The sequence below is a fragment of the Ornithinicoccus sp. genome (genome assembly GCF_057176825.1).
In genome coordinates this window covers 2397097-2423146 of record NZ_CM169976.1, presented here as the reverse complement: position 1 = coordinate 2423146, position 26050 = coordinate 2397097, and the positions used below count along the sequence as shown (strand labels likewise).

Here is a 26050-nt window from a genome sequence, read left to right as displayed (position 1 = left end):
CGATGACCGACTTCCTGCAGCTCGTCTTCTCCGGGCTCGCCCAGGGCTCGGTGTACGGGCTGGTCGCACTGGGCTTCGTCGCGATCTTCTCGGTGCGCGAGATCGTCAACCTGGCCCAGGGCGAGTACACCGCCCTGGCGGGTCTGGCCGCGATCAGCGGTGTCGCCGCCGGGCTCCCGCTCCTGGTGGCCATCCTCGTGGTCGTCCCGCTCGTGGTCCTCGTCTCGGTGCTGATCGAACGGGTCGCCATCCGACCGGTCCGGAAGATGACGCCCCTGGTCTCCATCATCCTGACCCTCGGCGTCTCGACCGCGGTCAAGGCCGTGATGCTCCTGATCTGGGGGCCCGAGGCCCGCAGCCTGACCCGCTTCCCCGGCTCGGACCTCACCATCGCCGGCGTGAGCATCCGGGCCCAGGAGCTGTGGATCCTGGGCATCGCCGCCGTCGTCGGGTATGCCGTGGTGTGGTTCTACGAGCACACCATCCGTGGGAAGGCGCTGCGGGCGTGTGCCGAGCAGCCGGTCGCGGCCCGTCTCGTCGGCATCTCGCCGAAGAAGGCGACCATGATCGCCTTCGCGATCGCCGGGTTCGTCGGGGCCGTGGCCGGTGTGGTCGGCGCCCCGATCTACTTCGCGTCCTGGGAGCACGGCCTGACCCTGGGCCTGAAGGGCTTCGTCGCCGCGACCCTCGGCGGCCTGGTGTCCTTCCGCGTGGCCTTCCTCGGCGGGCTGATGCTGGGCGTGCTGGAAAACCTGGTTGCCGGCTACGGCGACACCGGCTTCCGCGACGCGGTGGCCTTCGTCGTGCTTGTCCTGGTGCTGGTCATCCGACCGCAGGGCCTGGCGCTGCGCGGGACGGGGGTGCGGGTCTGATGGGCCGCTTCCGGGTCGTGCTGCCCTACCTGCTGTTGGCCGCCGTGCTGGCCGTCTTCCCGATGGTGGCCTCCACCAGCCTGGTCAACCTCGGCGTCTATGTCCTGATCTTCACGATCGCCGCGATCGGTCTCTCGCTGCTCATGGGCCTGGCCGGGCAGGTCAGTCTGGGCCACGCGGCGTTCTTCGCCGTCGGCGCCTACACCCAGGGGATCCTGGTCACCCGGTACGACGTGCACATGGTGCTCGCGATCCCGGTGTCGGTCTTCATGGCCATGCTGCTGGCGTTCCTGGTCGGTCTCCCGCTGCTGCGGTTGCGGGGGCACTTCCTGGCGCTGGCGACCCTCGGCCTGGGCATCATCGTCACCGTCGTGGTGCGGGAGCTGCAGTACACCGGCGGCACCAGCGGCATCTACGGCATCCCCAAGCCGGACATCGGCGGCCGGGTCTACAACACTCCCGCCGAGTACTTCTGGTTGCTCGCCCCGGTGGTGCTGATCTGCCTGGCGCTGGCCGCCAAGCTCACCAAGTCGCGCACCGGCCGCGCCCTCGGTGCGGTGAACGACTCCGAGGTCGCCGCCGAGTGCCTCGGGGTCAATACCTTCACCCTGCGGCTGCGGGTCTTCGTGCTCGCCGCGGGGTATGCCGGACTTGCCGGGGTGTTCTACGCCCACTGGCTGGCCGTGGTCAGCCCGGAGGCCGCCAACTTCCCGCTGTCGGTCTCCTTCCTGCTCATGGTCGTGCTCGGCGGCCTGGGCACCGTGTGGGGGGCCCTCACCGGGGCCATCGTCGTCGAGGTCCTCGACGAGGGGATGCGCGACCTGATCCCGCACCTCATCCCGGGCGCGTCCGGCGAGGTGCAGCTGCTCGGCTTCGGCGTGGTCCTGGTGCTGGTGGTCATCCTGATGCCGGGCGGACTGGCGCAGCTGTGGCACACGGTGCTGCACCGGCTGGGACGTCGCACCACCGACCCGGGCGCGGAGGAACCGGTGGCGAAGTCGCTCGGCCCCGAGCTCGACACTCTCCTGGCCGAGGCCGACGTCCCGGAGCCGGGCACCACCGTGCTGGAGGTGCAGGGCGTCACCAAGCGCTACGGCGGGGTGACCGCCCTGTCCGAGCTCGACCTGCAGGTGGCCGCCGGCGAGATCGTGGCGCTCATCGGCCCGAACGGCGCCGGCAAGACGACGGCGTTCAACATCATCACCGGAGTCATGCCCCCCACCGACGGGCAGGTCACGGTCCGGGAGCAGAACGTCACCGGCCAGCGGCCGCACGTGGTCGCCGGGCTCGGGGCCACCCGCACCTTCCAGAACCTCCAGGTCTTCGGCTCCAGCACCGTGCGGGGCAACGTCAAGGTGGCCCGCCACCTGCGCAGCCGCGCCGGGGTGCTGCGGGGCATGCTCGGCCTGGACCGCGGTGAGGAGCGGGCCATCGCCGAGGACGCAGAGCGGGTGCTCACCGCGGTCGGCCTGGCCCACCAGGCGGACCGTCCGGTCACCGCCCTCTCCTTCGGCCAGCAGCGCCAGGTCGAGGTCGCCCGCGCCCTGGCGCTGGCCCCCACAGTGCTGCTCCTCGACGAGCCGATGGCCGGCCTCTCCGGCGCCGAGCGGGCACACCTGTCGGCCATGCTGCGCCGGGTCCGGGAGTCGGGCATCGCGGTGCTGCTCGTCGAGCACGACGTTGCTGCCGTGATGGCTCTGGCCGACCGGATCGCGGTCCTGGACGACGGCCACCTGATCGCTCTCGGGGAGCCCGCCGAGGTGCGGGCCAACCCGGCCGTCGTCGCCGCCTACCTCGGGGTCGACGACGAGGCGGAGCAGGTCGTCCGCGCCGCCGCCGAGGAGGTCCAGCAATGACGAGCCTGGTCGTCACCGGTCTCCACGCGGCATACGAGCGACTGGAGGTGCTGCACGGACTGGACCTGCAGGTCTCCCCCGGCGAGATCCTCGCCGTGGTGGGCGCCAACGGCGCGGGCAAGTCCACCCTGCTGCGCGCGGTGAGCGGGCTGCTGCCGCCCCGGGCGGGAACGGTGGCCCTCGAGGGCAAGGACATCACCGGTCTGGGCGCCGAGAGGATCGCCGCGCTCGGTCTGGCCCACGTGCCGGAGAACCGGCTGGTCTTCCCCTCCCTCACCGTCGCCGACAACCTGACCCTCGGGGCGTGGACCCGGCGCGGGGGCGGCAACACGGCGGCCATGACGGCAGAGGTCCTTGAGCTGTTCCCTCGGCTCAAGGACCGGCTCGGCCTCCAGGCGGGATCCCTGTCGGGCGGGGAGCAGCAGATGCTGGCGATGGGCCGTGCCCTGATGGCCGAGCCGAGCGTCGTCGTGCTGGACGAGCCGAGCCTGGGCCTGGCGCCCAAGGTGGTGGGTGAGATCATCGCTGCACTGGCTCACCTCCGGGACGAGCGGCAGTTGGCCGTCCTCCTGGTGGAGCAGAACGTCCGGGCCGCCTTCAAGGTGGCCGACCGTGCGGTGGTGATGGACCGCGGTGAGATCGTCACCGAGGGCACCCCGCAGGAACTGAGCGCCGACGAGCGGGTCCAGGCGGCCTACCTCGGCGGCACGACTGGAGGAGACCGATGAGCAAGCCGTTCGCATCGTCCACGGACCTGACCGCCAAGACCGAGACCCTGGAGGTGCTGGCGGACGGTGTCTACGCGTTGACCGCGGAGGGGGACCCGAACGTCGGCGCGATCGAGGGCGAGGACTTCGTGGTGGCGTTCGAGGCGCGGGCCACCCCGGCGGCGGCCCGGGACTGGTTGGCCCAACTGCGCGAGCACACCGACAAGCCGGTCCGCTACCTCGTGTTGTCGCACTACCACGCGGTGCGGGTGCTGGGCGCCAGCGCTTTCGACGCGGCCGAGACGATCATGCACGAGACCACCCGGCAACTGGTCGAGGAGCGCGGCCAGCAGGACTGGGACAGCGAGTTCGGGCGGATGCCCCGGCTGTTCAAGGATCCCGAGGAGATCCCCGGCCTGACCCGCCCCTCCCTGACCTTCTCCGACGAGCTGAGCATCCCGCTGGGCGGCGACCGCGGTGACCTGGTGCTGAAGTTCTGCGGCCGCGGGCACACCGAGGGCGACATCGTGGCGTGGGTCCCCAAGCACGGGGTGCTGTTCGCCGGTGACCTGGTGGAGGCCGAGGCCGCCCTCTACACCGGCGACGCGTTCCACCACGACTGGATGAGCGGCACGCTGGACGCCGTCGCCGAGTTCGGCGCCACCTCGCTGGTCGGCGGCCGCGGGGCGGTCGCCCAGGGTGAGGACGGGGTCCGGGCCGCGATCGCGCAGACCCGCCACTTCCTGGAGGTGATGGTGGAGCAGGTCACGGCCGTGCACGACCGCGGTGGAAGCCTGAAGGAGGCCTTCGACGCCAGCCATGCGGCGATGGTCGAGGAGTACGGCCGCTGGCCGATCTTCGAGCACTGTCTGCCGTTCGACGTGTCCCGGGTGTGGGACGAGCTGGAGGGCATCGAGCGCCCGGTCATCTGGACGGCCGAGCGGGACCGCGAGGTCTGGGCCCAGCTGCAGGGTTGAGCACCCGACCACACAGGGAGGTGAGGGCACCGGTGCCCCTGCTGCACGACATACCGGTCCTGAGCGGTGCCGACCACACCGTCCTGGTGCTGGGCAATGGCCCCGTCGGGCAGACGACGGCGCTGCTGCTGGCCCGGTGGGGCGTCCCGACCGTGCTGCTCGACTCCCGGCCGGCGCGGGACCGGGTCGGCAGCAAGGCCATCTGCCAGCAGCGTGACGTGCTGGACGTGTGGTCGTGGGTCGGCGCCGCGGCGATCGCCCAGGAGGGCCTGACCTGGCAGACGGCCCGCACCTTCTACCGCGACCGCGAACTGTTCAGCGTCGACCTTCCCGACCCCGGGCGCTCTCCCCTGCCGCCCTTCGTCAACCTTTCGCAGAGCCGCACCGAGGAGATCCTCGACGGACTCATCGCCGATCAGCCGCTCATCGACGTCAGGTGGGCCCACGAGGTCACCGGCCTCGAGCAGGACGCCGACGGGGTCCGGGTCCGCTGCACGACACCGGCCGGCGAGGAGGAACTGCGCGGTGCGTATGCCGTGGCCGCCGGGGGCGCCCGCGGGTCGGCCCTGCGCCGGATGCTGGGGGTGGACTTCCCGGGCCGCAGCTTCGCCGACGCCTTCCTGATCTGCGACATCCGGGCGGACCTCCCCGGGTGGGAGCAGGAGCGGCGCTTCTACTTCGACCCCGACTGGAACCCCGGCCGGCAGGTGCTGATCCACCCGTGTCCGGACTCCACGTTCCGGATCGACTGGCAGGTGGAGCCCGAGTTCGACCTGGACGCCGCCCGCGCCGACGGCTCGCTGGACGCCCGGATCCGGCAGATCATCGGCGACCGCGACTACGAGGTCGTGTGGTCTTCGCTCTACCGGTTCCATTCCCGGATCGCCACCACGCTGCAGGTCGGGCGGGTGCTGTTGGCCGGCGACCTGGCCCACCTGGTCGCCCCCTTCGGGGCCCGTGGCCTGAACTCCGGGGTCGGTGATGCCGACAACGCCGCCTGGAAGCTCGCCTTCGTGCTGCACGGGTGGGCGCCGCCCTCCCTGCTGGACAGCTACGCGCAGGAGCGGGGGGCTGCGGCGAGGGAGAACCTCGAGGTCACCACCGCGACGATGGACTTCCTGGTCCCCCAGGACGAGACGTCCCACACCCACCGGCACCAGGTCCTGCAGGCCTCGCTCACCGACCCCGCGGCACGCGGACAGGTCGACTCCGGGCGCCTGGCAGAGCCCTTCTGGTATGTCGACAGTCCCCTGACCACGCCCGACCCCTCGCGCCCGTGGCCGGGTCGGCCACCCCGCGGGCACGCGCCCGCGCCGGTGCCCGGGGTGGTGCTGCCCGACGCCCCGGTGTCGCTGGCCGGGCACCCGGGCGTGACCCGGTTGCGCGAGGTGGTGCGCGGGGCGGTCACCGTGCTCGGTCCCCGCGCGCAGCACGAGGCCCTGCGTGCCGTGCTCTCGCAGGGGCTGCCGCCCGGGGCTCCCCGCCAGGTGCTCGACCTCGCCGAGGTCGACCCGGAGGGAACCGTCGCCTCCGGTCTGCGCAGCAGTCCCGGCGACCTGTGGGTGGTCCGGCCGGACGCCTTTGTCGCGGCCCGGGCGGAGGGCCTGGGTCAGGTGGGGGACGCGGTCCGCCGTGCGGTGGCGGGTGCCTAGACTGGCGCCATGTCCGCCTCCCCGAAGCCCTGTCACGTCGAACCCGGGGGCCCGTCGTGGGTCGGCAACCTGGGCAACGCCATGGTCCGCAAGCGCAGCGTCTCCGAGCAGGACAACAACGCCTACCTGGTGACCTGTCGCCGGACCGGTGAGCAGCTGTTGATCGACGCGGCGGACCGGGCCGATGCCGTGCTCGACCTGGTCGACTCCGGGTCCGGCCAGCTGCAGCTCGTGGTCACCACCCACCAGCACTGGGATCACCACCGCGCTCTCGCCGACGTCGTGGAACGGCATACGCCCGCGACCGCCGCAGGAGCGGCCGACGCCGAGGCGCTGCCCGTGTCGCCCGACGTGCCGCTGGAGCACGGTGCCACGGTCACGGTGGGTGAGCTGACGCTCGAGGTCATCGGGCTGCGCGGCCACACCCCGGGCTCGGTCGCGCTGGCGCTGCGCGACGGCGCCGGCGGTGTGCACCTCTTCACCGGCGACAGCCTCTTCCCCGGTGGCCCTGGCAAGACCTGGAGCAACGAGGACTTCACCTCACTGATGGACGACCTGGAGGAGCGGGTGTTCGGTGTCTACCCGGACTCCACCGTGGTGCACCCCGGTCACGGTGACAGCACCACCCTGGGCGCCGAGCGAGCACACCTGCCCGAGTGGCGCGACCGGGGATGGTGACCGGTCCCACTCCTGCCGCGAAGGGGTTGGGCCGGGTCGACCCGGTCTTCCTCGTCCTGGTCGCGGTCGTCTCCGTCCAGTTCGGCGGGGCGCTGGCCGCGACCCTGCTGCCCCTGATCGGGGTGGTCGGGTCGGTCTCGCTGCGCCTGACGCTGTCGGCCGTCCTGCTGGTGGCCGTGGTGCGACCGCGGCTGCGGGGTCGCACCCGCGGCGACTGGGCCACAGTCACGGCCTTCGCCGCGGCGCTGACCTGCATGAACCTGGCCTTCTACGGCTCCCTGGAGCGGCTGCCGATCGGGGTTGCCGTCACCATCGAATTCCTCGGGCCGCTGACGCTGGCTGCCCTCACCTCGCGCCGGGGGCGCGACCTGGCCGCCGTGGCAGGGGCCCTGGTGGGGGTGCTGCTGATCTCCGAGGCGCTGACGGTGCCATGGGACGAGCTCGACCTGGTCGGCATCGGGATGGCCGCGACGGCGGGTGCCTGCTGGGCCGGCTACATCCTGCTCAGCAGCCGCACGGGCGAGCGGTTCCAGGGGCTGGACGGGATGGCCATCTGCCTGACTATCGGCGCGGTGTGTCTGCTGCCGTTCGGCTTCTGGCAGGCAGGGTCCGACCTGTGGTCCACCGAGGCGTTGCTCCGGGGCGCGGGGATCGCCCTGCTCTCCAGCGCGATCCCCTACTCCCTGGAGCTGGTCGCCCTCCGCCGCCTCGCCGCCGGGGTGTTCGGGGTGCTGCTCAGCCTCGAGCCGGCCGCCGCGGCGCTGGCCGGGCTGCTGATCCTGGACCAGAGCCTGCAGGCGCTCCAACTGGTCGGGATGACCCTGGTGGTCGCCGCCAGCATCATGGTCCTCGGTCGGCCCCGGACCCAGATGCGCGACTGAACCCCCGACGGTCAGTCGGGGAGGTCCTGGTCGCCGGCCGAGGCGTGGCGCTTGGCGTCGTTGGAGCTCTTGATCAGGCTCAGCACGGTGGTGACCACCAGGATCCCGATGATGACGGACAGGGACAGCCAGATCGGCACCTCGGGCACGCCGTGGATGGGCTCGCCGCCGTTCACGAAGGGCAGGGTGTTCTCGTGGAGGGCGTGCAGGATCAGTTTGACGCCGATGAAGGCCAGCAGCACCGACAGGCCCAGGCCCAGGTAGACCAGGCGCTGCAGCAGGCCACCGATGAGGAAGTAGAGCTGGCGCAACCCCATCAACGCGAAGATGTTGGCCATCAGGACCAGGAACGGGTCGCGGGTGATCCCGAAGATCGCGGGGATCGAGTCGAGGGCGAAGAGCAGGTCCGTCATGCCCAGGGCGAGGATCACGATGAACATGGGGGTGAACACCTTGGCACCGTTCTCGACCACCCGGACCTTCGTCCCGTGGTCCCAGGACTGTGTGAACGGCAGCGTCTTCTCCACCCAGCGCAGCAGCGCGTTCTCCTGGAACTCCTCCTCCTCGTGGTCGTGACCGAGGTTCTCCTTGGCCAGCTTGATCGCGGTGTAGATCAGGAAGGCACCGAAGATGTAGAAGACCCAGGACCAGGCCTCGATGGCCTGGGCCCCCAGCATGATGAAGATCGCCCGCAGGATCAGGGCGATCACGATGCCCACGAGCAGGGCGAACTGCTGGTACTTCCGGGGCACCTGGAACTTCGCCATGATGATGATGAACACGAACAGGTTGTCGACCGACAACGAATACTCGGTCAACCAGCCGGCGTAGTACTCGGCGGCGAGTTGGCCTCCCCCGCCCGGGGCCAGCAGCACATAGATGCCGAACAGCAGCGCCGCGGAGATGTAGATCCCCAGGGCGGTCCCCGTCTCGCGGTTGGACGGCACGTGGGGGCGACGCCCCAGGACCACCACGTCGAAGACCAGGACCAGGATCGTGACGCCGACGACAGTGGCGATCACCCACATGGGGGCGAATGAGTTCCCGAAGACCACGGTGGCTCCTTCCGGTCAGGGAGCACGATATCCGCCGTACCCCGACAGCGCACCCCACCGCGCGGTGGGTCGGCTCAGCCGGTGGCCTCCCGCATCTGCCGCAGCTCCTTCTTCAGGTCGGCGATCTCGTCACGCAGCCGCGCCGCCAATTCGAAGTGCAGGTCGGTGGCGGCAGCGTGCATCTGGTCGGTCAACTCGTGGATCAGCTCCGCCAGCTCGGTGGCCGGCATCGAGTCGGTCGACCGCGCGCTGCCCGCCACCCCGGCGTCGGCCGCCACCGTGGCTCCGGTGGGCCGGCCACCCTTGCCCCGTGACTGGTTGCGGCCGCTGCCCATCAGTTCCTGGGTGTCGGCGTCCTCGCGTTGCAGCATGTCGGTGATGTCGGCGATCCGCTTGCGCAACGGCGTCGGGTCGATCCCGTGCTCGGCGTTGAACGCCAACTGCTTCTCCCGGCGCCGGTCGGTCTCCTCCAGCGCCTCCTGCATCGAGGGGGTGACCCGGTCGGCGTACATGTGCACCTGGCCCGACACGTTGCGGGCGGCCCGCCCGATGGTCTGGATCAGCGAGCGGGTCGAGCGCAGGAACCCCTCCTTGTCAGCATCCAGGATGCTCACCAGGGACACCTCGGGCAGGTCCAGCCCCTCCCGGAGCAGGTTAATCCCGACCAACACGTCGTGCTCCCCGGTGCGCAGCCCCCGGAGCAGCTCGACCCGCCGCAGCGTGTCCACCTCCGAGTGCAGGTAGCGCACCCGCACTCCCCGCTCCAGCAGGTAGTCGGTGAGGTCCTCGGCCATCTTCTTGGTCAGTGTGGTGACCAGCACCCGTTCGTTCTTCTCGACCCGCTCGTTGATCTCGTGCAACAGGTCGTCGATCTGGCCCTTGGTGGGCTTGAGCACCACCTGCGGGTCGACCAGGCCGGTCGGGCGGATGATCTGCTCCACGACGCCGTCGGACTTGGCGATCTCGTAGTCGCCGGGGGTCGCGGACAGGTAGACCGTCTGCCCGATCCGGTCGAGGAATTCCTCCCACTTCAGCGGGCGGTTGTCCATCGCGCTAGGCAGCCGGAAGCCGTGGTCCACCAGCGTGCGCTTGCGCGACATGTCGCCCTCGTACATGGCGCCGATCTGCGGCACCGTCACGTGCGACTCGTCGATGACCAGCAGGAAGTCCTCTGGGAAGTAGTCGAGCAGACAGTTCGGCGCCGAGCCGCGGTCCCGACCGTCGATGTGCAGCGAGTAGTTCTCGATGCCCGAGCACGAGCCCACCTGGCGCATCATCTCCACGTCATAGGTGGTCCGCATCCGCAGCCGCTGCGCCTCCAGCAGCTTGCCCTCCCGTTCGAAGGCAGCCAGCTGCTCGGCCAGCTCGGCCTCGATCCCGCTGATCGCCCGCTCCATGCGCTCCGGGCCGGCGACGTAGTGCGAGGCCGGGAAGACGTACATCTCCTGCTCCTCCCGCACCACCTCACCCGTCAGCGGGTGCAGCGTGTAGAGCCGGTCGATCTCATCGCCGAAGAACTCGACCCGGACCGCCAGCTCTTCGTACTGCGGGATGATCTCGACCGTGTCACCGCGGACCCGGAAGGTGCCGCGGGTGAAGGCCATGTCGTTGCGGGAGTACTGCATCTCCACGAACCGGCGCAGCAGCGCGTCCCGGTCCACCTCGTCACCGACCTTGAGCCGGGCCATCCGGTCGACATACTCCTGCGGGGTGCCCAGGCCGTAGATGCAGGAGACCGACGCGACCACCACGACATCGCGCCGGGTGAGCAGCGAGTTGGTCGCCGAGTGCCGCAGCCGCTCCACCTCGTCGTTGATCGAGGAGTCCTTCTCGATGTAGGTGTCCGTCTGCGGGACGTAGGCCTCCGGCTGGTAGTAGTCGTAGTAGCTGACGAAGTACTCGACCGCGTTGTGCGGCAGCAGCTCCCGGAACTCGTTGGCCAACTGCGCCGCGAGCGTCTTGTTGGGCGCCATGACCAGCGTCGGCCGCTGCACCTGCTCCAGCAACCACGCCGTCGTGGCGGACTTGCCGGTGCCCGTCGCGCCGAGGAGCACGACGTTCTGCTCGCCGGCGTTGATCCGGGCCGCCAGGTCGGCGATCGCGGCCGGCTGGTCGCCATTCGGGGAGAACTCCGAGACCACCTCGAAGGGTGCGACGGTGCGCTGCAGGTCGGTCGTGGGACGCATGACTGCGACGCTACTGCGCGGCACCGACAGAGCGGGCATCGGGACCGTGCAGCACCACGCTGACCAGGCGCCCCGGGTCGGCACTGCCGTGCTCGTGGGTGCCGGTGGCCGGGAACCCGCCCTCCCGCAGACGACGCCGGAGCGCCGGGTCGGCGGGGTCGATCACCTGCAGTTCGCTGCGCACGACCGCACCGTCAAAGGTATGCCGTGCCGTCGCCAGGTCCTCCCCCACCAGGTGGGCAAGCCGTCCTGCGACGCGGTCGGCACGGCCAGGGAGGTGCTCACCGGGGGTCGGGGCCACCGCGTGCTCGGTGCGGACCGCGTGTCCCGCCCCGAGGTTGTCCACCATCGGCCGCAGCCGCTCGGCATACAGCCGGTCCACCTGCCGGAGCAGCGCCTCCCGGGTGCCGTCGTTGTCGAGCCACGCGTCGGCGACCGCCCGCCGTGCCGGGTCGTCGGCCTGGGCGTCCATCCGGGACCGGGCCTCCTCCCGCGTCATCCCCCGGGTCGTGGCCAGGCGTTCCAGCCGGGTCTCCGCCGAGGCGCCGACCAGCACCACCAGGTGGTAGCGCGGCGCATACCCCAACTCGACTAGGAGGGGGACGTCGTGCACGACCACCGTGCCGGCGGGCAGCCCCTCCCGCAGCAGGCGGGTGCGTTCCACGATCAGCGGGTGGGTGATCGCCTCCAGGTCCTGCCGGGCCGCGGTGTCACCGAAGACGAGTCGCCCCAGGGTCGCCCGGTCCAACGCCCCCGAGCCGTCGACGACGCCGGGGCCGAACCGTTCCACCACCCGGGCCAGGCCCGGCGTGCCAGGGGCCACCACCTCCCGGGCGATCTGGTCGGCGTCCAGCACTACCGCCCCCTGCTCGGCCAGGCGCCCGGAGACCGTCGACTTGCCGGAGCCGATCCCGCCGGTCAGTCCGATCCAGAGCATGTCCCCACCCTAGACGGCACCTGCGGGCCCCACCGGCGGGAGCGAGCCCGCCTAGCATGGGGTCCATGGGACGACGCATCATCGTGACCGGCGGTGGCACCGGCATCGGGAGGGCGGCCGCTGCCCGGTTGCTGGACGGTGCGGACGAGGTGGTCCTGGTGGGCCGGCGCGCGGAGGTGCTCCGCGAGGCCGCCGAACAGCTCGGCACCACGGCACAGCCGGGGGTCCGCCTCACGCCACGGCCCTGCGACCTGACCGATCCCGCCCAGGTGCAGGAGCTGGCGGTCCAACTCCGGGACGGGCCGACGATCGACGTCCTCGTCGCCAACGCCGGCGGCAACGCGGGCCACGGCGGCGGCGACGGCCTGGCGGAGCTGGCCGCCGCCTGGCGCGCCGACTTCGAGGGCAACGTACTCTCGGCGGTGCTGGTGACCGAGGCGCTGCTGCCCCACCTGAGCCGGCCCGGGGGGCGCATCGTGGCGATGAGCTCCATCGCGGCACTGCGTGGATCCGGGTCCTACGGGGCTGCCAAGGCCGCCGTCAACGCCTGGGTGCTGTCCCTGGCGACCAGGGTGGCCGCAGACGGCATCACGGTCAACGCGGTCGCCCCCGGGTTCGTCCCCGAGACCCCCTTCTGGGAGGACCGGCTCGCCGCCAACCCCTCCCTCTACGAGAACCGGGTGGCGCCGATCCCGATGGGCCGTCCCGGCACCCCGGACGAGGTCGCGGCCGCCGTCGCCTACCTGGCCTCACCCGACGCCGGGTGGACCACAGGCCAGATCCTGCAGGTGAACGGGGGCACCCTGCTGGGTCGCGGCTGACCGATCGCACCCTGCCGGCACACGGCAGAGGCCCGGCTCCCCGAGGGGAACCGGGCCTCACGGCATACCGGGCGGGTGCCCGGCGGTGCTCAGTTGCCGGTGAGCTTCTCGCGCAGCGCGGCCAGCGCCTCGTCCGAGGCCAGGGTGCCGGTGGCCTCCTGCGGCGCGACCGGGGTCGCGGCCTCGGTGCCGGAGGAGTAGGACGCGGACGCGGCTGCGGTCTCCTCGGTGGAGGTGGACTCCGCCTCGGCGGCAGCCTCGACCTGGGTCCGGTGGGCCTCCCACCGCTCGTGGGCGTCGGCGTACTCCTTCTCCCACTTCTCGCGCTGGGTCTCGAAGCCCTCGAGCCACTCGTTGGTCTCCGGGTCGAAGCCCTCGGGGTACTTGTAGTTCCCCTCCTCGTCGTACTCGGCCGCCATGCCGTACAGCGTCGGGTCGAACTCGGCGGTGACCGCCTCGTTGGCCTGCTTCAGCGACAGCGAGATCCGGCGACGCTCCAGGTCGATGTCGATGACCTTGACGAAGATGTCACCGCCCACCTGGACGACCTGCTCCGGCAGCTCCACGTGGCGCTCGGCCAGCTCGGAGATGTGGACGAGACCCTCGATGCCGTCCTCGACGCGCACGAACGCACCGAACGGCACCAGCTTGGTGACCTTGCCGGGCACGACCTGGCCGATGGCGTGGGTGCGCGCGAAGTGCTGCCACGGGTCCTCCTGGGTCGCCTTCAGCGACAGGGAGACGCGCTCGCGGTCCATGTCGACGTCGAGCACCTCGACGGTGACCTCGTTGCCGACCTCGACGACCTCACCCGGGTGGTCGATGTGCTTCCAGGACAGCTCGGAGACGTGCACCAGGCCGTCGACACCGCCGCCCAGGTCGACGAACGCACCGAAGTTGACGATGCTGCTGACGACACCGGAGCGGACCTGGCCCTTGGCCAGTTCCTTGAGGAAGGTGGTGCGCACCTCGGACTGGGTCTGCTCAAGCCAGGCGCGGCGGGACAGGACCACGTTGTTGCGGTTCTTGTCCAGTTCGATGATCTTGGCCTCGATCTCCTTGCCGACGTAGGGCTGGAGGTCGCGGACCCGGCGCATCTCGACCAGGGAGGCCGGCAGGAAGCCGCGCAGTCCGATGTCCAGGATCAGGCCGCCCTTGACGACCTCGATGACGGTGCCGGTGACGACGCCGTCCTCTTCCTTGACCTGCTCGATGGAGCCCCAGGCGCGCTCGTACTGGGCGCGCTTCTTGGACAGGATGAGGCGGCCTTCCTTGTCCTCCTTCTGGAGGACCAGGGCCTCGACCTCGTCGCCGACGGTGACGACCTCAGAGGGGTCGACGTCGTGCTTGATGGCCAGCTCGCGAGAGGGGATGACACCCTCGGTCTTGTAGCCGATGTCGAGCAGGACCTCGTCCCGGTCGACCTTGACGATGACACCCTCGACGATGTCGCCGTCGTTGAAGTTCTTGATCGTCGCGTCGATCGCTGCGAGCAGCTCCTCCTCAGACCCGATGTCGTTGATCGCGATCTGGGAGATGGCCTTCTCGGCCGCAGTGGCAGTCATGTAGTAGGGACTCCGATTGGTTGGCATAGTGTGTGGCAGACCGTGCCCGGGACGGGTCCGGTCCACCGGGGTGGACAGACATTCAGGCGCGCGTGAGCACACGCGACGCGCTCTGCCAGCCTACTCGGGCGCGTCCATCCGGGTCAATCCGGGCCTGCCACACTGGCGCCATGCCGGAGTCCGTGAGCAGGAGACCCGCCGACCACGCCGAGAGCGTGCGGGCCAGCCGCTCCTGGTGGGACGCGGAGGCCGCCGCCTACCAGGCCGAGCACGGGACCCTGCTGGGTGACGCCGAACTGATGTGGGGTCCGGAGGGGGTCTACGAGTCCGACCTGCACCTGCTGGGGCCGGTCGCGGGGCTGGACGTGCTGGAGTTCGGGGCCGGGGCCGGCCAGGGCAGCCGCTGGTGCGCCGCGCAGGGAGCCCGGGCCGTGGCCACCGACCTCTCCGGCGCCATGCTGCGGCAGGGCGCCGCCCTGGACGCCGGCCGCCGCACCCGGCCCTCGGCATACGTGGAGTGCGACGCGGCCGCCCTGCCGTTCACGGACGCCTCGTTCGACGTGGTCTTCTCCGCCTACGGCGCGCTCCCCTTCGTCGCCGACTCGGCGGGCGTCCTGCGCGAGGTCGCCCGGGTGCTGCGGCCGGGCGGGCACATCGTCTTCTCGGTCACCCACCCGTTCCGCTGGTCCCTGCCCGACGTGCCGGGGCCGCAGGGGCTGGAGGTCCGCCACTCCTACTTCGACCGCTCCCCCTACGTCGAGCAGGACGGTGCGGGACGGGCCACGTATGTCGAGCACCACCGGACCATGGGTGACCGGGTGCGGGAGGTGGTCGCCGCGGGGCTGGTCCTTGAGGACCTGGTGGAGCCGGAGTGGCCGGACGGCGCCGAGCACGAGTGGGGTGGCTGGTCACCGCTGCGCGGACGGCTCGTGCCGGGCACCGCGATCTTCCGGGCGCGACGGCCCTGACCTGCGGGGACCACCCCGGACCGGCGAGGTCACAGGTTGGTCACAACCGGCCCAATCGGGGCCGTCCCGCATTAGGGTTTGGCCCACACACACCGGTGCGTGGACTCGTGCCGGTACCTGGCGAGAGGGAAACGATGCGCAGGAAGACGCACTTGAAGGCCGTGGCGACGTTGTCCGCCCTGGCCCTGCTGGCCGCGTGCGGTGGCACCGACGACGAGGGCGGCGATGACGCCGCCGAGGAGCAGGCGACCGAGGACACCGGCGCCGAAGAAGACGCCGAGGACACCGGCGACGACGCCGAGGACACCGGCGACGAGGCCGAGGAGACCGAGGGCGGCGACGACGCAGCCCCGCCCCCGGCCGACGCCCCCGCGGAGTTCACCCTGGGCTACGTGCTCCCCGAGACCGGGCAGCTCGCCCCGCTGGGTCCGCCCCAGTTCGCCGGCGTCGGGCTGGCCGTGCAGGACATCAACGCCGCCGGCGGTGTGCTCGGCTCGGAGATCCCCGAGCCGATCGCCGGTGACGAGGCCGGTCAGGACTCGGTCGCGCAGGCTTCGGCCGACCGCATCCTCGGCGAGGGCGTCAGCGCCATCATCGGCGCCGCGGCCTCGGGTATGTCGTTGGCCATCTACGAGCGGGTCACCGGCGCCGGCGTCATGCAGTGCTCCGGCTCGAACACCGCCCCGACCTTCACCGACCTGGACGACAACGGTCTCTACATCCGCACGGCGCCCTCGGACGCCCTGCAGGGACCGGTCCTGGGCAACCTGATCGTCGAGGACGGCTGGTCCAACGTCGCGATCCTGGCCCGTGCCGACGACTACGGTCGCGGTCTGGGCGACGCGACCGCCCAGGCGCTGGAGAACGCTGGTGCCTCCGTCGCGATCAACGAGACCTACGACCCGGCTGCCACCAACTTCGACGGTGCCATCGAGTCCGTGGTCTCCTCCGGCGCCGACGCGGTCGTCGTGGTGGCATTCGACGAGGGCGCCCAGATCATCCAGGGCCTCATCGAGAACGGCCTGCTCCCGGGCGAGGTCGGCTTCTACGGCGCAGACGGTCTGCGGATCCCGGACCTGGGCAGCCTGGTCAGCGAGTCCGACCCGAGCGTCATCGGCGGGATGAAGGGCACCGCCCCGGCCTCGGCCGACAACGCCGACTTCCTGGCGGCGCTGGCCGAGTTCGCCCCGGACCTGGGTGACAACACCCAGTTCGCCCCGCAGGTCTACGACTGCGTGGTCACCATGGCGCTGGCCGCCGAGGCTGCCGGGTCCGCCGACCCGGAGGACTTCAAGGCCGAGGTCGTCAACGTCACCCGCGACGGCGAGGCGTGCACCTCCTTCGAGGAGTGCAAGGCCCTGCTCGACGAGGGTGTCGACATCGACTACAACGGCGTGAGCGGCCCGCTGGACTTCGTCGACGCCGGTGAGCCGGGTCGGGCGACCATCGAGATCTACGGGTACAACGACGCCGGCGAGTTCGAGTCCCTCGACTCGGTGGAGTCCAACCCTGAGGAGAGCCGCTGACACTCCCCGTCCTGCCGGCGTGACACGGCAGGACTGAGGTCACACAGACCGGCCCCCCGAGTTCGCTCGGGGGGCCGGTCTGTTGGTATCGGGTGCTGCTCGCCGGGTGTCAGCCGTCGATCCGCGCCAGGGTGCCCAGGTAGAGCTCGATCACCTTGGGGTCGTGGGCCAGCTCCTGGCCGGTGCCGGTGTAGGCGTCCTTGCCCTGGTCGAGCACGTAGGCGCGGTCGGAGATGTCCAGGCACTGGCGGGCGTTCTGCTCCACCATGAGGATGGACACCCCGGACGAGTTGATGGTGGCCACGGCCTCGAACACCGTGTCCTGCATGATCGGTGACAGGCCCGCGGACGGCTCGTCCAGAAACAGCACCTCGGGATCGGTCATCAGGGCCCGGCCCATCGCGACGACCTGGCGCTCCCCACCGGACAGCGAGCCCGCCTTCTGCGACTTGCGGTCGGCGAGCATCGGGAACAGGTCGGCGACCGCCCCGAACCGGGTGTCGTACTCCTTGGGCCGCAGGTACATGCCCATCTGCAGGTTCTCCTCGATGGTGAGCGAGGGGAACACGTTGTTGTTCTGCGGGACGTAGCCCAGGCCGTCCCCGACCAGTTTGTGGGCCGGGCGCCCGGTCACGTCGCGTCCCTTGAGGAGCACCTGACCGGACCGCACCGGGACGAGCCCGAACATGGTTTTGATCAGGGTCGACTTGCCGGCGCCGTTCGGGCCGATGATGCCCACCAGTTCGCCCTTGTCGACGTAGACCGAGCACCCGTTGAGGATGTTGACCTCGGGGATGTATCCGGAGACCAGGTCCACGGTGCGCAGTTGTGCCTCGGTGGTCCGGCCCTCGCCGCTGCTCAGGGTGTCGGGGCTCACGACTGCTGCTCCTCGTTCTCGCCGGTGACGGGTTCGGACTCCGGCGCGTCGTCCTCCTGGTGCAGGGCCCGCCTGGAGCCCAGGTAGGCGTCGATCACCTGCGGGTTGGTCCGGATGTCGTCCGGTCGCCCCTCGGCGATGACCTTGCCCTCGGCGAAGCAGACGATCCAGTCCGAGATCGACATGATGACGTCCATATCGTGCTCGACCAGGATGATCGAGGTGCCCTCGTCGCGCAGGGCCTGGATGTGTCCCAGCAGGGACTGGGTGAGCGCGGGGTTGACGCCCGCCATCGGCTCGTCCAGCATCACCAGGCTCGGCTCGACCATGAGGGCGCGCGCCATCTCCAACAGCTTGCGCTGACCACCGGACATCGTCCCGGCGAACTCGTCGCGCATGTGGGTCAGCCGGAACCGTTCCAGGAGCTCCTCGGCACGGTTCTGGATCTGCTGCTCCTGGTCCTTCCAGAGGAACCGGAGCGGGGCGATCCCCATCCGCTCCCCCCGTTGCGCGGTGCTGCCCAGCATCACGTTCTCCAGCGTCGTCAGGCGCATCAGGGCCTTGGTCAGCTGGAAGGTGCGCACCATCCCGAGGCGGGCGATCCGGTAGGCCGGTTTGCCGCTGATGTCGGTGCCGTCAAAGCTCCAAGTGCCAGAGTTCGGGGTGTCGAAGCCCGACACCAGGTTGAAGAAGGTGGACTTGCCCGCGCCGTTGGGTCCGATGAGCGCGGTGATGGTGCCGCGCTGGACCTCCAGGTGGTCCACGTCCACCGCGGTGAGGCCACCGAACCGGCGGGTGATGCCGTCGGCCACCAGGATCGGGTCCGGCTTCGCCACGCCGGGCTCTGCGGCGACGTCGCGCAGCGCCTCGGCCGCGCGGGCCGCGCCGACCGAGGGCGCCTGCTCCTCCAGCGCCTGCTCGACGCCGACCAGCTCCTCCCGCTCGGAGAGGACCTGGTCGTCGAGCTCGTGCTCGTCAGCGGACATCGAGACGCAACTCCTTCTGGTTGCCCAGCAGACCCGCGGGCCGGAACATCATCAGCAGCATCAACCCCAACCCGACGGCGGCGAAGCGGACGGCACCCACATCGCTGGAGACCATCACGCTGGAGGGGATCAGACCACTGCCGATGGCCTGCCGCAGGAACGCGTCGAGGAAGGTCAGCAGGAACCAGAAGACGATCGAGCCGACGATGGGTCCCACCACCCGGCTGGCGCCGCCGAGGATCATGATCGTCCACAGGTAGAAGGTGATGATGGGCATGAAGCTGTCGGGGTTCAGCGCCTGGGTGTTGATCGCCAGCAGGGAGCCGGCCAGCGCACCGAAGGCGCCGCCGAGGATCAGGCTCTGCATCTTGTAGGCGAACACGTTCTTGCCCAGGCTGCGGGCCGCGAGCTCGTCCTCCCGGACCGAGCGCAGCACCCGGCCCCACGGGGAGTGGATGAGGAGCCCGACCAGCAGGGTGGCCAGCAGCGTGGCACCCCAGGCGACCGTCATCACCCACAGCGATCGGCTGCTGAAGGTCAGCCAGCCCAGGCTCAGGTCACTGGAGTAGGGGTTGAGTGAGTAGAAGCCGCCCGCGAATCCCTTGAGGCTGAACACGCCGCCGGTCAGCGGCTCGGCCCATTCCGAGCGATAGAGATAGCGCAGCACCTCGGCGGCCGCGATCGTGGCGATCGACAGGTAGTCCCCCCGCAGCCGGAGCGTGGGTATGCCCAGGATCAGCGCGAGGACGACCGCACAGCCGATGCCGATGAGCACGCCGACCCACAGCGGCAGACCCCAGGACACCACCGGGACGGCCGTGCCGTAGGCGCCGACCAGCATGAAGCCCACCTGGCCGAAGTTGAGCAGCCCGGTGTAGCCGAAGTGCACGTTCAGGCCGATCGCCGCGAGGGCGTAGATGGCGGCCTCGGGGCCGAGCGCACCGCGGATCGCGTTGCTCAGGATGTTGAGAAAGTCGATATCCATGGTTCCTCCCTCACCCCACCCGTTCGCGTCGGCCGAGCAGGCCCTGTGGTCGGAACAGCAGCACCAGGATCATCACCAACAGCGCCCACATGTATTGCAACGACGAGGGGAACCACAGGTTCGAGAGTTGGATGACGATGCCGATGCACAGCGCGCCCACCATGGCTCCGTAGGCGCTCCCCAGGCCGCCGAGGATGACGCCGGCAAACATCATGAGCAGCAGGGTGAAGCCCATCTCCGGGTAGACGCGTTCGCTCAGCCCGTACAGGACTCCGCCCAGGCCCGCCAGGGCGCCACCGAGCAACCAGACGATCATGACCACGCGGTCCACGTCGATCCCGGAGGCCTGGGCCAGGTCGCGGTTGTCGTTGACCGCGCGCATGGCCTTGCCGATCCTGGTCTTCTGGAGCATCAGGGCGACGCCGGCCAGTACCGCGAAGGCCAGCAGCGTGATGATCGCGTCGCGCGGGGTGATCCGGAACAGCCCCAGGTCCCACGCCTGCTGGAGCGCGTACTCGTTGTACTGGCGTCGCGAGGGGCCGAAGACGACCTGGATCAGGTGCCGCAGCAGCAGCGCCAGGCCGATCGCGACGATGAACATCTGGATCAGCCCGGTGCCCTTCTTGCGCATCGGTCTCCACACCGCCAACTCGAACCCGCCGGCGAGGGCAGCCGTGGCGACCATCGCCAGCACCGCCGCCAGGATGAGTGGCAGCGGGCCGCCCGCGCTCGAGAGGTAGAAGGCGACGACCGCACCGAAGGTGACGAACTCGCCGTGCGCGAAGTTGATCAGGCGCGTGGTGCCGAAGACGAGGGAGAGGCCCACGGCGGTGATCGCGATGATCGCGCCGAACTTGATGCCCTCGACCAGCAACTGGGCGAAGCGGCCGCTGAACCCGCCGCCGGTCGCGGCCGTCGGCGCGCCGTCGTCGTCCGCGGCCACCAGGGCGAAGACGACGTTCTGGTTGGCGCCGGGCCGGACGGTCACCCCGCTCACGGTGTCACCGCCCTCGTTGCGGAAGGTCACTCCCTCGGGCAGGGCAGCCGGGTCGATCGAGGCGGTGTAGTTCCCCGGACCGGGCAGCGCCACCTCCCACTGGCCGCTGTCGTCGGTGGTGCCCGTCCCGACCTCCGTGCCGTCCCGGCTGACCGTGACTTCGAGGCCGACCAGCGGGGCCCGGTCCGGCCCGCGGATGGTGCCCCTGAGGTTCTCGCTGCCCTCCTGGTCCTGGTCGTCCTCGTCCTCGTCGCCGGCGGTAGCGGTCGCCTCGTCGCCGGCCACCAGGGCACGGGACATCGAGTGCGCGGACAGGGGGGCTGGAGGACTGGCCGGTACACGGTCGGCCGGACCGCCAGCCAGGGTCGCAGCGGATGCTCCCGGGGCCAGACAGAGGCCCAGGAACAGGGCTGCGAGCAGGGCCATAAGGCGGGCTCGCACGGGTTCTCCTTCGGATGTCTGCGGGGAGTAAACCACACCCTGACCGGCGACAACAGGCTTTCGGAGCCGCTCGGTGCCGAATCGTGACCTGGGACCGGTCAGTGGGCAGCGTCGTGCCAGCTGCGCCCCCACCCGACGCTGACATCCAGGGGCACGTCCATGGCGACCGCGGCCCCCATCTCCTCCCTGACGATGGCCTCCACCTGTGCCTTCTCCGCGGTCACGACCTCGAGCACCAGCTCGTCGTGCACCTGCAGCAGCACCCGGGACTGCAGTCCCGCCTCGGTGAGGGCCCGGTCGACCCGGAGCATGGCCACCTTGATGATGTCGGCCGCCGACCCCTGGATCGGGGCGTTGAGCGCCATCCGCTCGGCCATCTCGCGGCGCTGCCGGTTGTCGGAGTTCAGGTCCGGCAGGTAGCGCCGCCGGCCCAGCATGGTCTCGGTGAAACCGGTGGACCGGGCCTCGGCCACGACGTCGCGCAGGTAGTCCCGCACCCCGCCGAACCGGGCGAAGTACTCCTCCATCAGCCCCTTCGCCTCGTCGGTGGAGATGGTCAGCTGCTTGGAGAGCCCGAACGCGGAGAGCCCGTAGGCCAGGCCGTAGCTCATCGCCTTGACCTTGGAGCGCATCTCGGCGGTGACGTCCTCGGGCTCCACCGAGAAGACCCGGGACCCCACGAACCGGTGCAGGTCCTCGCCACTGCGGAACGCCTCGATCAGGGCGGTGTCCCCCGACAGGTGCGCCATGATCCGCATCTCGATCTGGGAGTAGTCGGCCGACATCAACTCGTCGTAGCCCGGGCCGACCACGAACGCCTCCCGGATCCGGCGCCCCTCCTCGGTGCGGATCGGGATGTTCTGCAGGTTGGGCTCGGTGGAGGACAGTCGCCCGGTGGCGGCGATCGTCTGCTGGTATGTCGTGTGGATCCGACCGTCGTCGGCCACCGACTTCAGCAGTCCCTCCACGGTCACCCGCAGCCTGGTGTTGTCGCGGTGCCGGAGCAGCGCCTCCAGGAACGGATGCTCGGTCTGGGCGTACAGCCCCGCCAGTGCCTCGGCGTCCGTGGTGTAGCCGGTCTTGGTGCGGCGGGTCTTGGGCAGCCCGAGCCGGTCGAACAGGACGGACTGCAACTGCTTGGGCGAGCCCAGGTTGACGGTCTCGTCCTCGATAGCGTCGTAGGCGTCCTGCTGCGCCTGCTGCATCCGCCCGGCGAAGTCCGCCTCAAGGCGTTCCAGTCCGGGGACGTCCACGGCGATCCCGACCCGCTCCATCTGGGCCAGCACGCTCGCCAGCGGCAGCTCGATGTCCGCGAGGAGGGAGGTGCCCTGCACGTCGGCCACCTCCTCGTCAAGGGCGGCGGCCAGCTCCAGGACCGCGCGGGCGTGCACCATCGCCGAGCGGGCGGTCGCCGTGCGCGCCGCCTCGTCCGCGTCGTCGCCGAAGGACAGGTCGAGGGTGCCCTGGTCCTCCTCCTGGGTGTCGAGCCGCAGCTCGCGGTGCAGGTAGCGCAGCACCAGGTCGGCCAGGTCGTAGGACCGCTGGTCGGGCCGGACCAGGTAGGCGGCGAGCGCGGTGTCGCTGACCACCCCACGTAGCGGCAGGCCGCGCGCGGCCAGCGCCTGACCGGGCCCCTTGAGGTCGTGCAGCACCTTCGGGCGCTCGGGGTCGCCGAGCCACCCGGCCAGCGCGGACTCGGCCGTCTCGTCCAGGCCGGACAGCTCGACATACGCGGCCGTGTCGTCCGCCGCCAGACCGAGCCCGGTGACGTCCCCGGTCCCCCGTGCCCAGGACCCCAGGACGTGCAGCCCCACCCGCTCCCCCGTCCCGCCGTGCGTGGCCAACCAGTCCGCCACCTGGTCGGGGGACAGTTGGGCACCCTCGACCTCGATGCCCTCCTCCGCCTCGTCCTCGACGGAGTCCAGGGTCTCGAACAGGCGGTCGCGCAGCACGCGGAACTCCAACCCGTCGAAGAGCCGGTGCACCTCCTCCCGGTCCCAGGTGCGCCGCTCCAGGTCCTGCGGCGTGCTTCCCAGCTCCACATCCGCGACGAGCTGGTTGAGCTGCCGGTTGCGCAGCACCTGGGCGACGTGGTCCCGGAAGGACTGGCCGGCCTTGCCGGTGAGGGCATCGGCGTGGTCCACGACGCCGGCCAGGTCACCGTGCGCGGTGATCCACTTCGCCGCCGTCTTGGGCCCGACTCCGGGGACCCCCGGCAGGTTGTCCGAGCTCTCCCCCACCATCGCGGCGAGATCGGAGTAGCGCGCCGGCGGGACCCCGTACTTCTCCTGCACCGCCTCCGGAGTCATCCGGACCAGGTCGGAGACGCCCCGGCGGGGGTAGAGGACCGTCGTGGTGGTGTCGACCAGTTGCAGGGTGTCGCGGTCGCCCGAGCAGATCAGCACCTCCATCCCCTCGGCCCGCGCCTGCGTCGTGAGCGTGGCGATGATGTCGTCGGCCTCCCACCCGTCCAGCTCCACGTGGGAAATCCGCAGCGCGTCCAGCACCTCCTTGATCAGGTCCACCTGACCGCGGAACTCCGAGGGGGTGGTGGCGCGACCGGCCTTGTATTCCGGGTACTGCTCGGTGCGGAAGGTCTGCCGGGACACGTCAAACGCAACCCCCACGTGGGTTGGCGCCTCGTCGCGCAGCACGTTGATCAGCATGGAGGTGAAGCCGAACACGGCGTTGGTGCTCTGCCCGGTCGAGGTCGAGAAGTTCTCCACCGGCAGCGCGAAGAAGGCGCGGTAGGCGAGGGAGTGTCCATCAAGCAGCAGCAGTCGACTCACGCATGCCACCCTAGGGCCCATGACCGACAGACCCGCACCGGTACTCACCGCCGACCAGCTCGCTGCCTTTCCCTCCGGCGCCCTCGTCGAACGCATGGGCATCGAGTTGCTCGAAGCCAGCGCCGCGCGCACGGTGGCGCGCATGCCGGTGGAGGGCAACACCCAGCCCTACGGACTGCTGCACGGCGGTGCCAGCGCAGTCCTGGCCGAGACCGTCGGCTCGGTCGCCTCGGCACTCCACGCCGGGACGGACCGGATCGCCGTGGGCGTCGACCTTAACGCCACCCACCACCGCGCCGTCCGGTCGGGGACGGTGCGCGCGGTCGCCACACCTCTGGCGCTGGGCCGGTCGGTGGCCTGCTACGAGGTGGTGATCACCGACGAGGAGGACCAGCGCGTCTGCACCGCCCGTCTCACCTGCCAGTTGCGCGACCGCCCGCCCGCCTGACGCCCCGGGTCCCCTCGGGGCCGCCTCACGGCATACCCTGCGCCTGTGGACGCACCCTTCCCCGGCATCGGCACGCTGGTGAACGTGGCCCTGGTCATCGCCGGGGCCCTGGCCGGGATGGCCTTCGGGCAGCGGCTGCCCGAACGGGTCCGCCGGCTCGTCACCGACTGTCTGGGTCTGGTGACGCTCCTGGTCGCCGCCCTGTCTGCCCTGTCCGTGACCGAGCCGTCGCTGGAGGCCGCGGTTGGCTCGGGGGTCCCGGTCCTGATCGTGCTCGGCAGCCTGCTGATCGGCGGCATCGTCGGGTCGCTGCTGCGGATCGAGGACCGGCTGGAGGGGTTGGCCGGGGTGATCCAGCGGTATGTCGCCCGGCGGGCACCCCGCACGGCGCAGGCCGAGCTGGGGGCCGGTGAGCTGACCCCGCGGGAACGCTTCATCGAGGGATGGCTGACCACGTCGTTGCTGTTCTGCGTCGGCCCCCTGACCATCCTGGGCTCGCTCAACGACGGCCTCGGCCGGGGCGTGGACCAACTGGTCCTGAAGTCGGTGCTGGACTGCTTCGCGGCGATGGCGTTCGCCTCGACCTTCGGCGTCGGCGTGCTCTTCTCCGCGGTGTCGGTCGCCGTCGTGCAGGGGTCGCTCACCCTGGTGGGGGTGTTGCTGGGGTCGGTGTTCCCCGACGCCCACATCTACGCCCTCACCGCAGTCGGCGGGCTGCTGCTGGTGGGCGTGGGCCTCCGACTGCTCCGGATGAAGGACATCCCGGTCGGCGACCTGCTCCCGGCGCTGGCAGTCGCCCCGGTCCTGGTGTGGGCCGTCAGCAGCCTCACCTGACCGGCGCCACCGACCCGCGGGTGCTACTTCTTCTTGCCCTTGTCCAGCGACTCGATGATGGCCTCGGCGACCTCGCGCATCGACTGACGCCGATCCATCGCCGCCTTCTGGATCAGGCGGAAGGCCTCGGCCTCGGTGAGCTTGGAGCTGGACATCAGCAGACCCTTGGCGCGGTCCAGCTTCTTGCGGGTCTCGAAGCGCTCGGTGAGGTCGGCGACCTCGGCCTGCAGCGCCTGGAACTCCACCCACCGGGGCCGGGCGATGTCGATTGCCGGGAGGATGTCGCTGGCGGTGAACGGCTTCACGACGTAGGCCATCACCCCGGCCTCCCTGGCACGCTCGACCAGGGTGCGGTCGCTGAATGCCGTGAGCATGACCACGGGGGCCAGACCCTCCTTGCCCAGCACCTCGGCAGCGGTCAGCCCGTCCATCACCGGCATCTTGATGTCCATCACGACGATGTCCGGCGCCAGCTCCCGGGCGAACTCCACCGCCTGCTCACCGTTGGCCGCCTGCCCCACGACCTCGTGGCCGGCCTCCTCAAGCATCTCTGCCAGGTCGAGCCGGATCAGGGCCTCATCCTCGGCGACCACGATGCGCAGGCCGCCGGAGGGGCCCTCCTCGGGCTCGGGCGACTCGAGCTCGTCCGGTGCCTGCGCCGGCTCCAGGGGCTCGGCGGGCTCTGCTGCTGCTGGCTTCTCCGTCACGCGGGCAAGCCTAGCCCGTGCCGGGGCCTGACCAATCACGCACGCCGCGGGGAGGGCCCCCTGTGCCGGGTGCGAAACATCACACCGGCTGCGGGAACCCTGGGCCCGACCGGGTCGGGGGATCGTTCGGCCGGGGTAGCAGCCGGTATGCTGTGCCGGTCCCCCAGCCGGGGTGGTGGAATGGCAGACACGGAGCACTCAAAATGCTCTGCCCGAAAGGGCGTGCGGGTTCAAGTCCCGCTCCCGGCACGTATGCGCCGCCCGCCCCGTGACGGGCGGCGTCGCGTGTGCCGGGCCGGCTCTGA

General features: G+C 70.7%; 22 protein-coding genes and 1 tRNA gene. 13 read left to right on the top strand and 10 right to left on the bottom strand.

The window, feature by feature from the left end; genetic code table 11:
• Positions 1-2 precede the first annotated feature (2 nt).
• Genes AC1QRC_RS12045 through AC1QRC_RS12015 form a run of 7 tightly spaced genes read left to right on the top strand, consistent with a single transcriptional unit; the run spans position 3 to position 7623 of the window.
• Positions 3-872, top strand: a complete 870-nt coding sequence (locus tag AC1QRC_RS12045) for a branched-chain amino acid ABC transporter permease (protein ID WP_484203537.1) — start codon at positions 3-5, stop codon at positions 870-872.
• Positions 872-2728 carry a branched-chain amino acid ABC transporter ATP-binding protein/permease gene (locus AC1QRC_RS12040; protein ID WP_484203536.1) on the top strand — a complete coding sequence of 619 codons (1857 nt, stop codon included), beginning with the start codon at positions 872-874 and terminating at the stop codon, positions 2726-2728. The genes AC1QRC_RS12045 and AC1QRC_RS12040 overlap by 1 nt, the downstream gene beginning before the upstream one ends.
• Positions 2725-3456, top strand: a complete 732-nt coding sequence (locus AC1QRC_RS12035) for an ABC transporter ATP-binding protein (RefSeq protein WP_484203535.1) — start codon at positions 2725-2727, stop codon at positions 3454-3456. The genes AC1QRC_RS12040 and AC1QRC_RS12035 overlap by 4 nt, the downstream gene beginning before the upstream one ends.
• Complete coding sequence (locus tag AC1QRC_RS12030) at positions 3453-4412, top strand: MBL fold metallo-hydrolase (RefSeq protein ID WP_484203534.1); 960 nt, start codon at positions 3453-3455, stop codon at positions 4410-4412. The genes AC1QRC_RS12035 and AC1QRC_RS12030 overlap by 4 nt, the downstream gene beginning before the upstream one ends.
• A 32-nt stretch (positions 4413-4444) precedes the next feature.
• The gene (locus AC1QRC_RS12025) at positions 4445-6064 is read left to right on the top strand and encodes an FAD-dependent monooxygenase (RefSeq protein ID WP_484203533.1); all 1620 of its coding nucleotides are present in this window, start codon (positions 4445-4447) and stop codon (positions 6062-6064) included.
• Positions 6065-6073: 9 nt separating this feature from the next.
• On the top strand, positions 6074-6742 hold the full coding sequence (locus AC1QRC_RS12020) for an MBL fold metallo-hydrolase (protein ID WP_484203532.1): 669 nt from the start codon (positions 6074-6076) through the stop codon (positions 6740-6742).
• The gene (locus tag AC1QRC_RS12015; protein ID WP_484206633.1) at positions 6736-7623 is read left to right on the top strand and encodes an EamA family transporter; all 888 of its coding nucleotides are present in this window, start codon (positions 6736-6738) and stop codon (positions 7621-7623) included. The genes AC1QRC_RS12020 and AC1QRC_RS12015 overlap by 7 nt, the downstream gene beginning before the upstream one ends.
• Before the next feature lie 11 nt (positions 7624-7634).
• Here AC1QRC_RS12015 and AC1QRC_RS12010 read toward each other — a convergent pair whose 3' ends face one another.
• The 3 genes from AC1QRC_RS12010 to coaE all read right to left on the bottom strand — a co-directional run bounded on the left by AC1QRC_RS12010 (position 7635) and on the right by coaE (position 11801).
• Entirely contained in the window at positions 7635-8651 is a 1017-nt protein-coding gene (locus tag AC1QRC_RS12010; RefSeq protein ID WP_484206632.1) for a TerC/Alx family metal homeostasis membrane protein, read from the bottom strand.
• Between the two features lie 101 nt (positions 8652-8752).
• On the bottom strand, positions 8753-10864 hold the full coding sequence (gene uvrB / locus AC1QRC_RS12005) for an excinuclease ABC subunit UvrB (protein ID WP_484203531.1): 2112 nt from the start codon (positions 10862-10864) through the stop codon (positions 8753-8755).
• Between the two features lie 10 nt (positions 10865-10874).
• Entirely contained in the window at positions 10875-11801 is a 927-nt protein-coding gene (gene coaE / locus AC1QRC_RS12000) for a dephospho-CoA kinase (protein ID WP_484203530.1), read from the bottom strand.
• Between the two features lie 65 nt (positions 11802-11866).
• Here coaE and AC1QRC_RS11995 point away from each other — a divergent pair, with 65 nt between their 5' ends.
• Entirely contained in the window at positions 11867-12622 is a 756-nt protein-coding gene (locus AC1QRC_RS11995; protein WP_484203529.1) for an SDR family NAD(P)-dependent oxidoreductase, read from the top strand.
• Between the two features lie 89 nt (positions 12623-12711).
• Here the strand turns inward: AC1QRC_RS11995 and rpsA are convergent, their stop codons facing one another.
• Positions 12712-14187 carry a 30S ribosomal protein S1 gene (rpsA, locus tag AC1QRC_RS11990; RefSeq protein ID WP_484203528.1) on the bottom strand — a complete coding sequence of 492 codons (1476 nt, stop codon included), beginning with the start codon at positions 14185-14187 and terminating at the stop codon, positions 12712-12714.
• A gap of 170 nt (positions 14188-14357) precedes the next feature.
• Here rpsA and AC1QRC_RS11985 point away from each other — a divergent pair, with 170 nt between their 5' ends.
• Positions 14358-15155 carry a class I SAM-dependent methyltransferase gene (locus tag AC1QRC_RS11985; protein ID WP_484203527.1) on the top strand — a complete coding sequence of 266 codons (798 nt, stop codon included), beginning with the start codon at positions 14358-14360 and terminating at the stop codon, positions 15153-15155.
• A 134-nt stretch (positions 15156-15289) separates the two neighbouring features.
• Positions 15290-16681 (top strand): ABC transporter substrate-binding protein, encoded by a 1392-nt coding sequence (locus AC1QRC_RS11980; RefSeq protein WP_484203526.1) that lies wholly within the window; start codon positions 15290-15292, stop codon positions 16679-16681.
• A gap of 109 nt (positions 16682-16790) precedes the next feature.
• Here AC1QRC_RS11980 and AC1QRC_RS11975 read toward each other — a convergent pair whose 3' ends face one another.
• From AC1QRC_RS11975 to polA, 5 genes are all read right to left on the bottom strand, one after another.
• Positions 16791-17543, bottom strand: coding sequence for an ABC transporter ATP-binding protein (locus tag AC1QRC_RS11975; protein ID WP_484206631.1), 753 nt, complete (start codon positions 17541-17543; stop codon positions 16791-16793).
• Between the two features lie 11 nt (positions 17544-17554).
• Complete coding sequence (locus AC1QRC_RS11970) at positions 17555-18544, bottom strand: ABC transporter ATP-binding protein (RefSeq protein ID WP_484203525.1); 990 nt, start codon at positions 18542-18544, stop codon at positions 17555-17557.
• A complete protein-coding gene (locus tag AC1QRC_RS11965; RefSeq protein WP_484203524.1) occupies positions 18534-19529 on the bottom strand; it encodes a branched-chain amino acid ABC transporter permease in 996 nt (331 codons plus the stop codon). Before AC1QRC_RS11965 ends, AC1QRC_RS11970 begins: the two co-directional genes overlap by 11 nt.
• A gap of 10 nt (positions 19530-19539) precedes the next feature.
• Positions 19540-20826 (bottom strand): branched-chain amino acid ABC transporter permease, encoded by a 1287-nt coding sequence (locus AC1QRC_RS11960; RefSeq protein ID WP_484203523.1) that lies wholly within the window; start codon positions 20824-20826, stop codon positions 19540-19542.
• Positions 20827-21065: 239 nt separating this feature from the next.
• Positions 21066-23756 carry a DNA polymerase I gene (gene polA / locus AC1QRC_RS11955; RefSeq protein ID WP_484203522.1) on the bottom strand — a complete coding sequence of 897 codons (2691 nt, stop codon included), beginning with the start codon at positions 23754-23756 and terminating at the stop codon, positions 21066-21068.
• Between the two features lie 19 nt (positions 23757-23775).
• On the opposite strand from polA, the gene AC1QRC_RS11950 reads away from it, so the two are divergent.
• Both AC1QRC_RS11950 and AC1QRC_RS11945 read left to right on the top strand, forming a co-directional pair.
• A complete protein-coding gene (locus tag AC1QRC_RS11950) occupies positions 23776-24204 on the top strand; it encodes a hotdog fold thioesterase (RefSeq protein WP_484203521.1) in 429 nt (142 codons plus the stop codon).
• Positions 24205-24249: 45 nt separating this feature from the next.
• Entirely contained in the window at positions 24250-25038 is a 789-nt protein-coding gene (locus AC1QRC_RS11945) for a DUF554 domain-containing protein (RefSeq protein WP_484203520.1), read from the top strand.
• A 23-nt stretch (positions 25039-25061) separates the two neighbouring features.
• Here AC1QRC_RS11945 and AC1QRC_RS11940 read toward each other — a convergent pair whose 3' ends face one another.
• A complete protein-coding gene (locus AC1QRC_RS11940; protein ID WP_484203519.1) occupies positions 25062-25745 on the bottom strand; it encodes an ANTAR domain-containing response regulator in 684 nt (227 codons plus the stop codon).
• Between the two features lie 166 nt (positions 25746-25911).
• On the opposite strand from AC1QRC_RS11940, the gene AC1QRC_RS11935 reads away from it, so the two are divergent.
• Positions 25912-25994 (top strand) — tRNA-Leu (locus AC1QRC_RS11935).
• Positions 25995-26050 lie beyond the last annotated feature (56 nt).

Coding starts and splice junctions, on each gene's coding strand:
- AC1QRC_RS11950 (WP_484203521.1), top strand. CDS start 23,776: ATGACCGACAGACCCGCACCGGTACTCACCGCCGACCAGCTCGCTGCC.
- AC1QRC_RS11970 (WP_484203525.1), bottom strand. CDS start 18,544: ATGTCCGCTGACGAGCACGAGCTCGACGACCAGGTCCTCTCCGAGCGG.
- AC1QRC_RS11995 (WP_484203529.1), top strand. CDS start 11,867: ATGGGACGACGCATCATCGTGACCGGCGGTGGCACCGGCATCGGGAGG.
- AC1QRC_RS12010 (WP_484206632.1), bottom strand. CDS start 8,651: ATGTGGGTGATCGCCACTGTCGTCGGCGTCACGATCCTGGTCCTGGTC.
- AC1QRC_RS11960 (WP_484203523.1), bottom strand. CDS start 20,826: ATGTCCCGTGCCCTGGTGGCCGGCGACGAGGCGACCGCTACCGCCGGC.
- coaE (WP_484203530.1), bottom strand. CDS start 11,801: ATGCTCTGGATCGGACTGACCGGCGGGATCGGCTCCGGCAAGTCGACG.
- AC1QRC_RS12015 (WP_484206633.1), top strand. CDS start 6,736: ATGGTGACCGGTCCCACTCCTGCCGCGAAGGGGTTGGGCCGGGTCGAC.
- AC1QRC_RS11985 (WP_484203527.1), top strand. CDS start 14,358: ATGCCGGAGTCCGTGAGCAGGAGACCCGCCGACCACGCCGAGAGCGTG.
- uvrB (WP_484203531.1), bottom strand. CDS start 10,864: ATGCGTCCCACGACCGACCTGCAGCGCACCGTCGCACCCTTCGAGGTG.
- AC1QRC_RS12045 (WP_484203537.1), top strand. CDS start 3: ATGACCGACTTCCTGCAGCTCGTCTTCTCCGGGCTCGCCCAGGGCTCG.
- rpsA (WP_484203528.1), bottom strand. CDS start 14,187: ATGACTGCCACTGCGGCCGAGAAGGCCATCTCCCAGATCGCGATCAAC.
- AC1QRC_RS12035 (WP_484203535.1), top strand. CDS start 2,725: ATGACGAGCCTGGTCGTCACCGGTCTCCACGCGGCATACGAGCGACTG.
- AC1QRC_RS12030 (WP_484203534.1), top strand. CDS start 3,453: ATGAGCAAGCCGTTCGCATCGTCCACGGACCTGACCGCCAAGACCGAG.
- AC1QRC_RS12020 (WP_484203532.1), top strand. CDS start 6,074: ATGTCCGCCTCCCCGAAGCCCTGTCACGTCGAACCCGGGGGCCCGTCG.
- AC1QRC_RS12040 (WP_484203536.1), top strand. CDS start 872: ATGGGCCGCTTCCGGGTCGTGCTGCCCTACCTGCTGTTGGCCGCCGTG.
- AC1QRC_RS11980 (WP_484203526.1), top strand. CDS start 15,290: ATGCGCAGGAAGACGCACTTGAAGGCCGTGGCGACGTTGTCCGCCCTG.
- AC1QRC_RS11965 (WP_484203524.1), bottom strand. CDS start 19,529: ATGGATATCGACTTTCTCAACATCCTGAGCAACGCGATCCGCGGTGCG.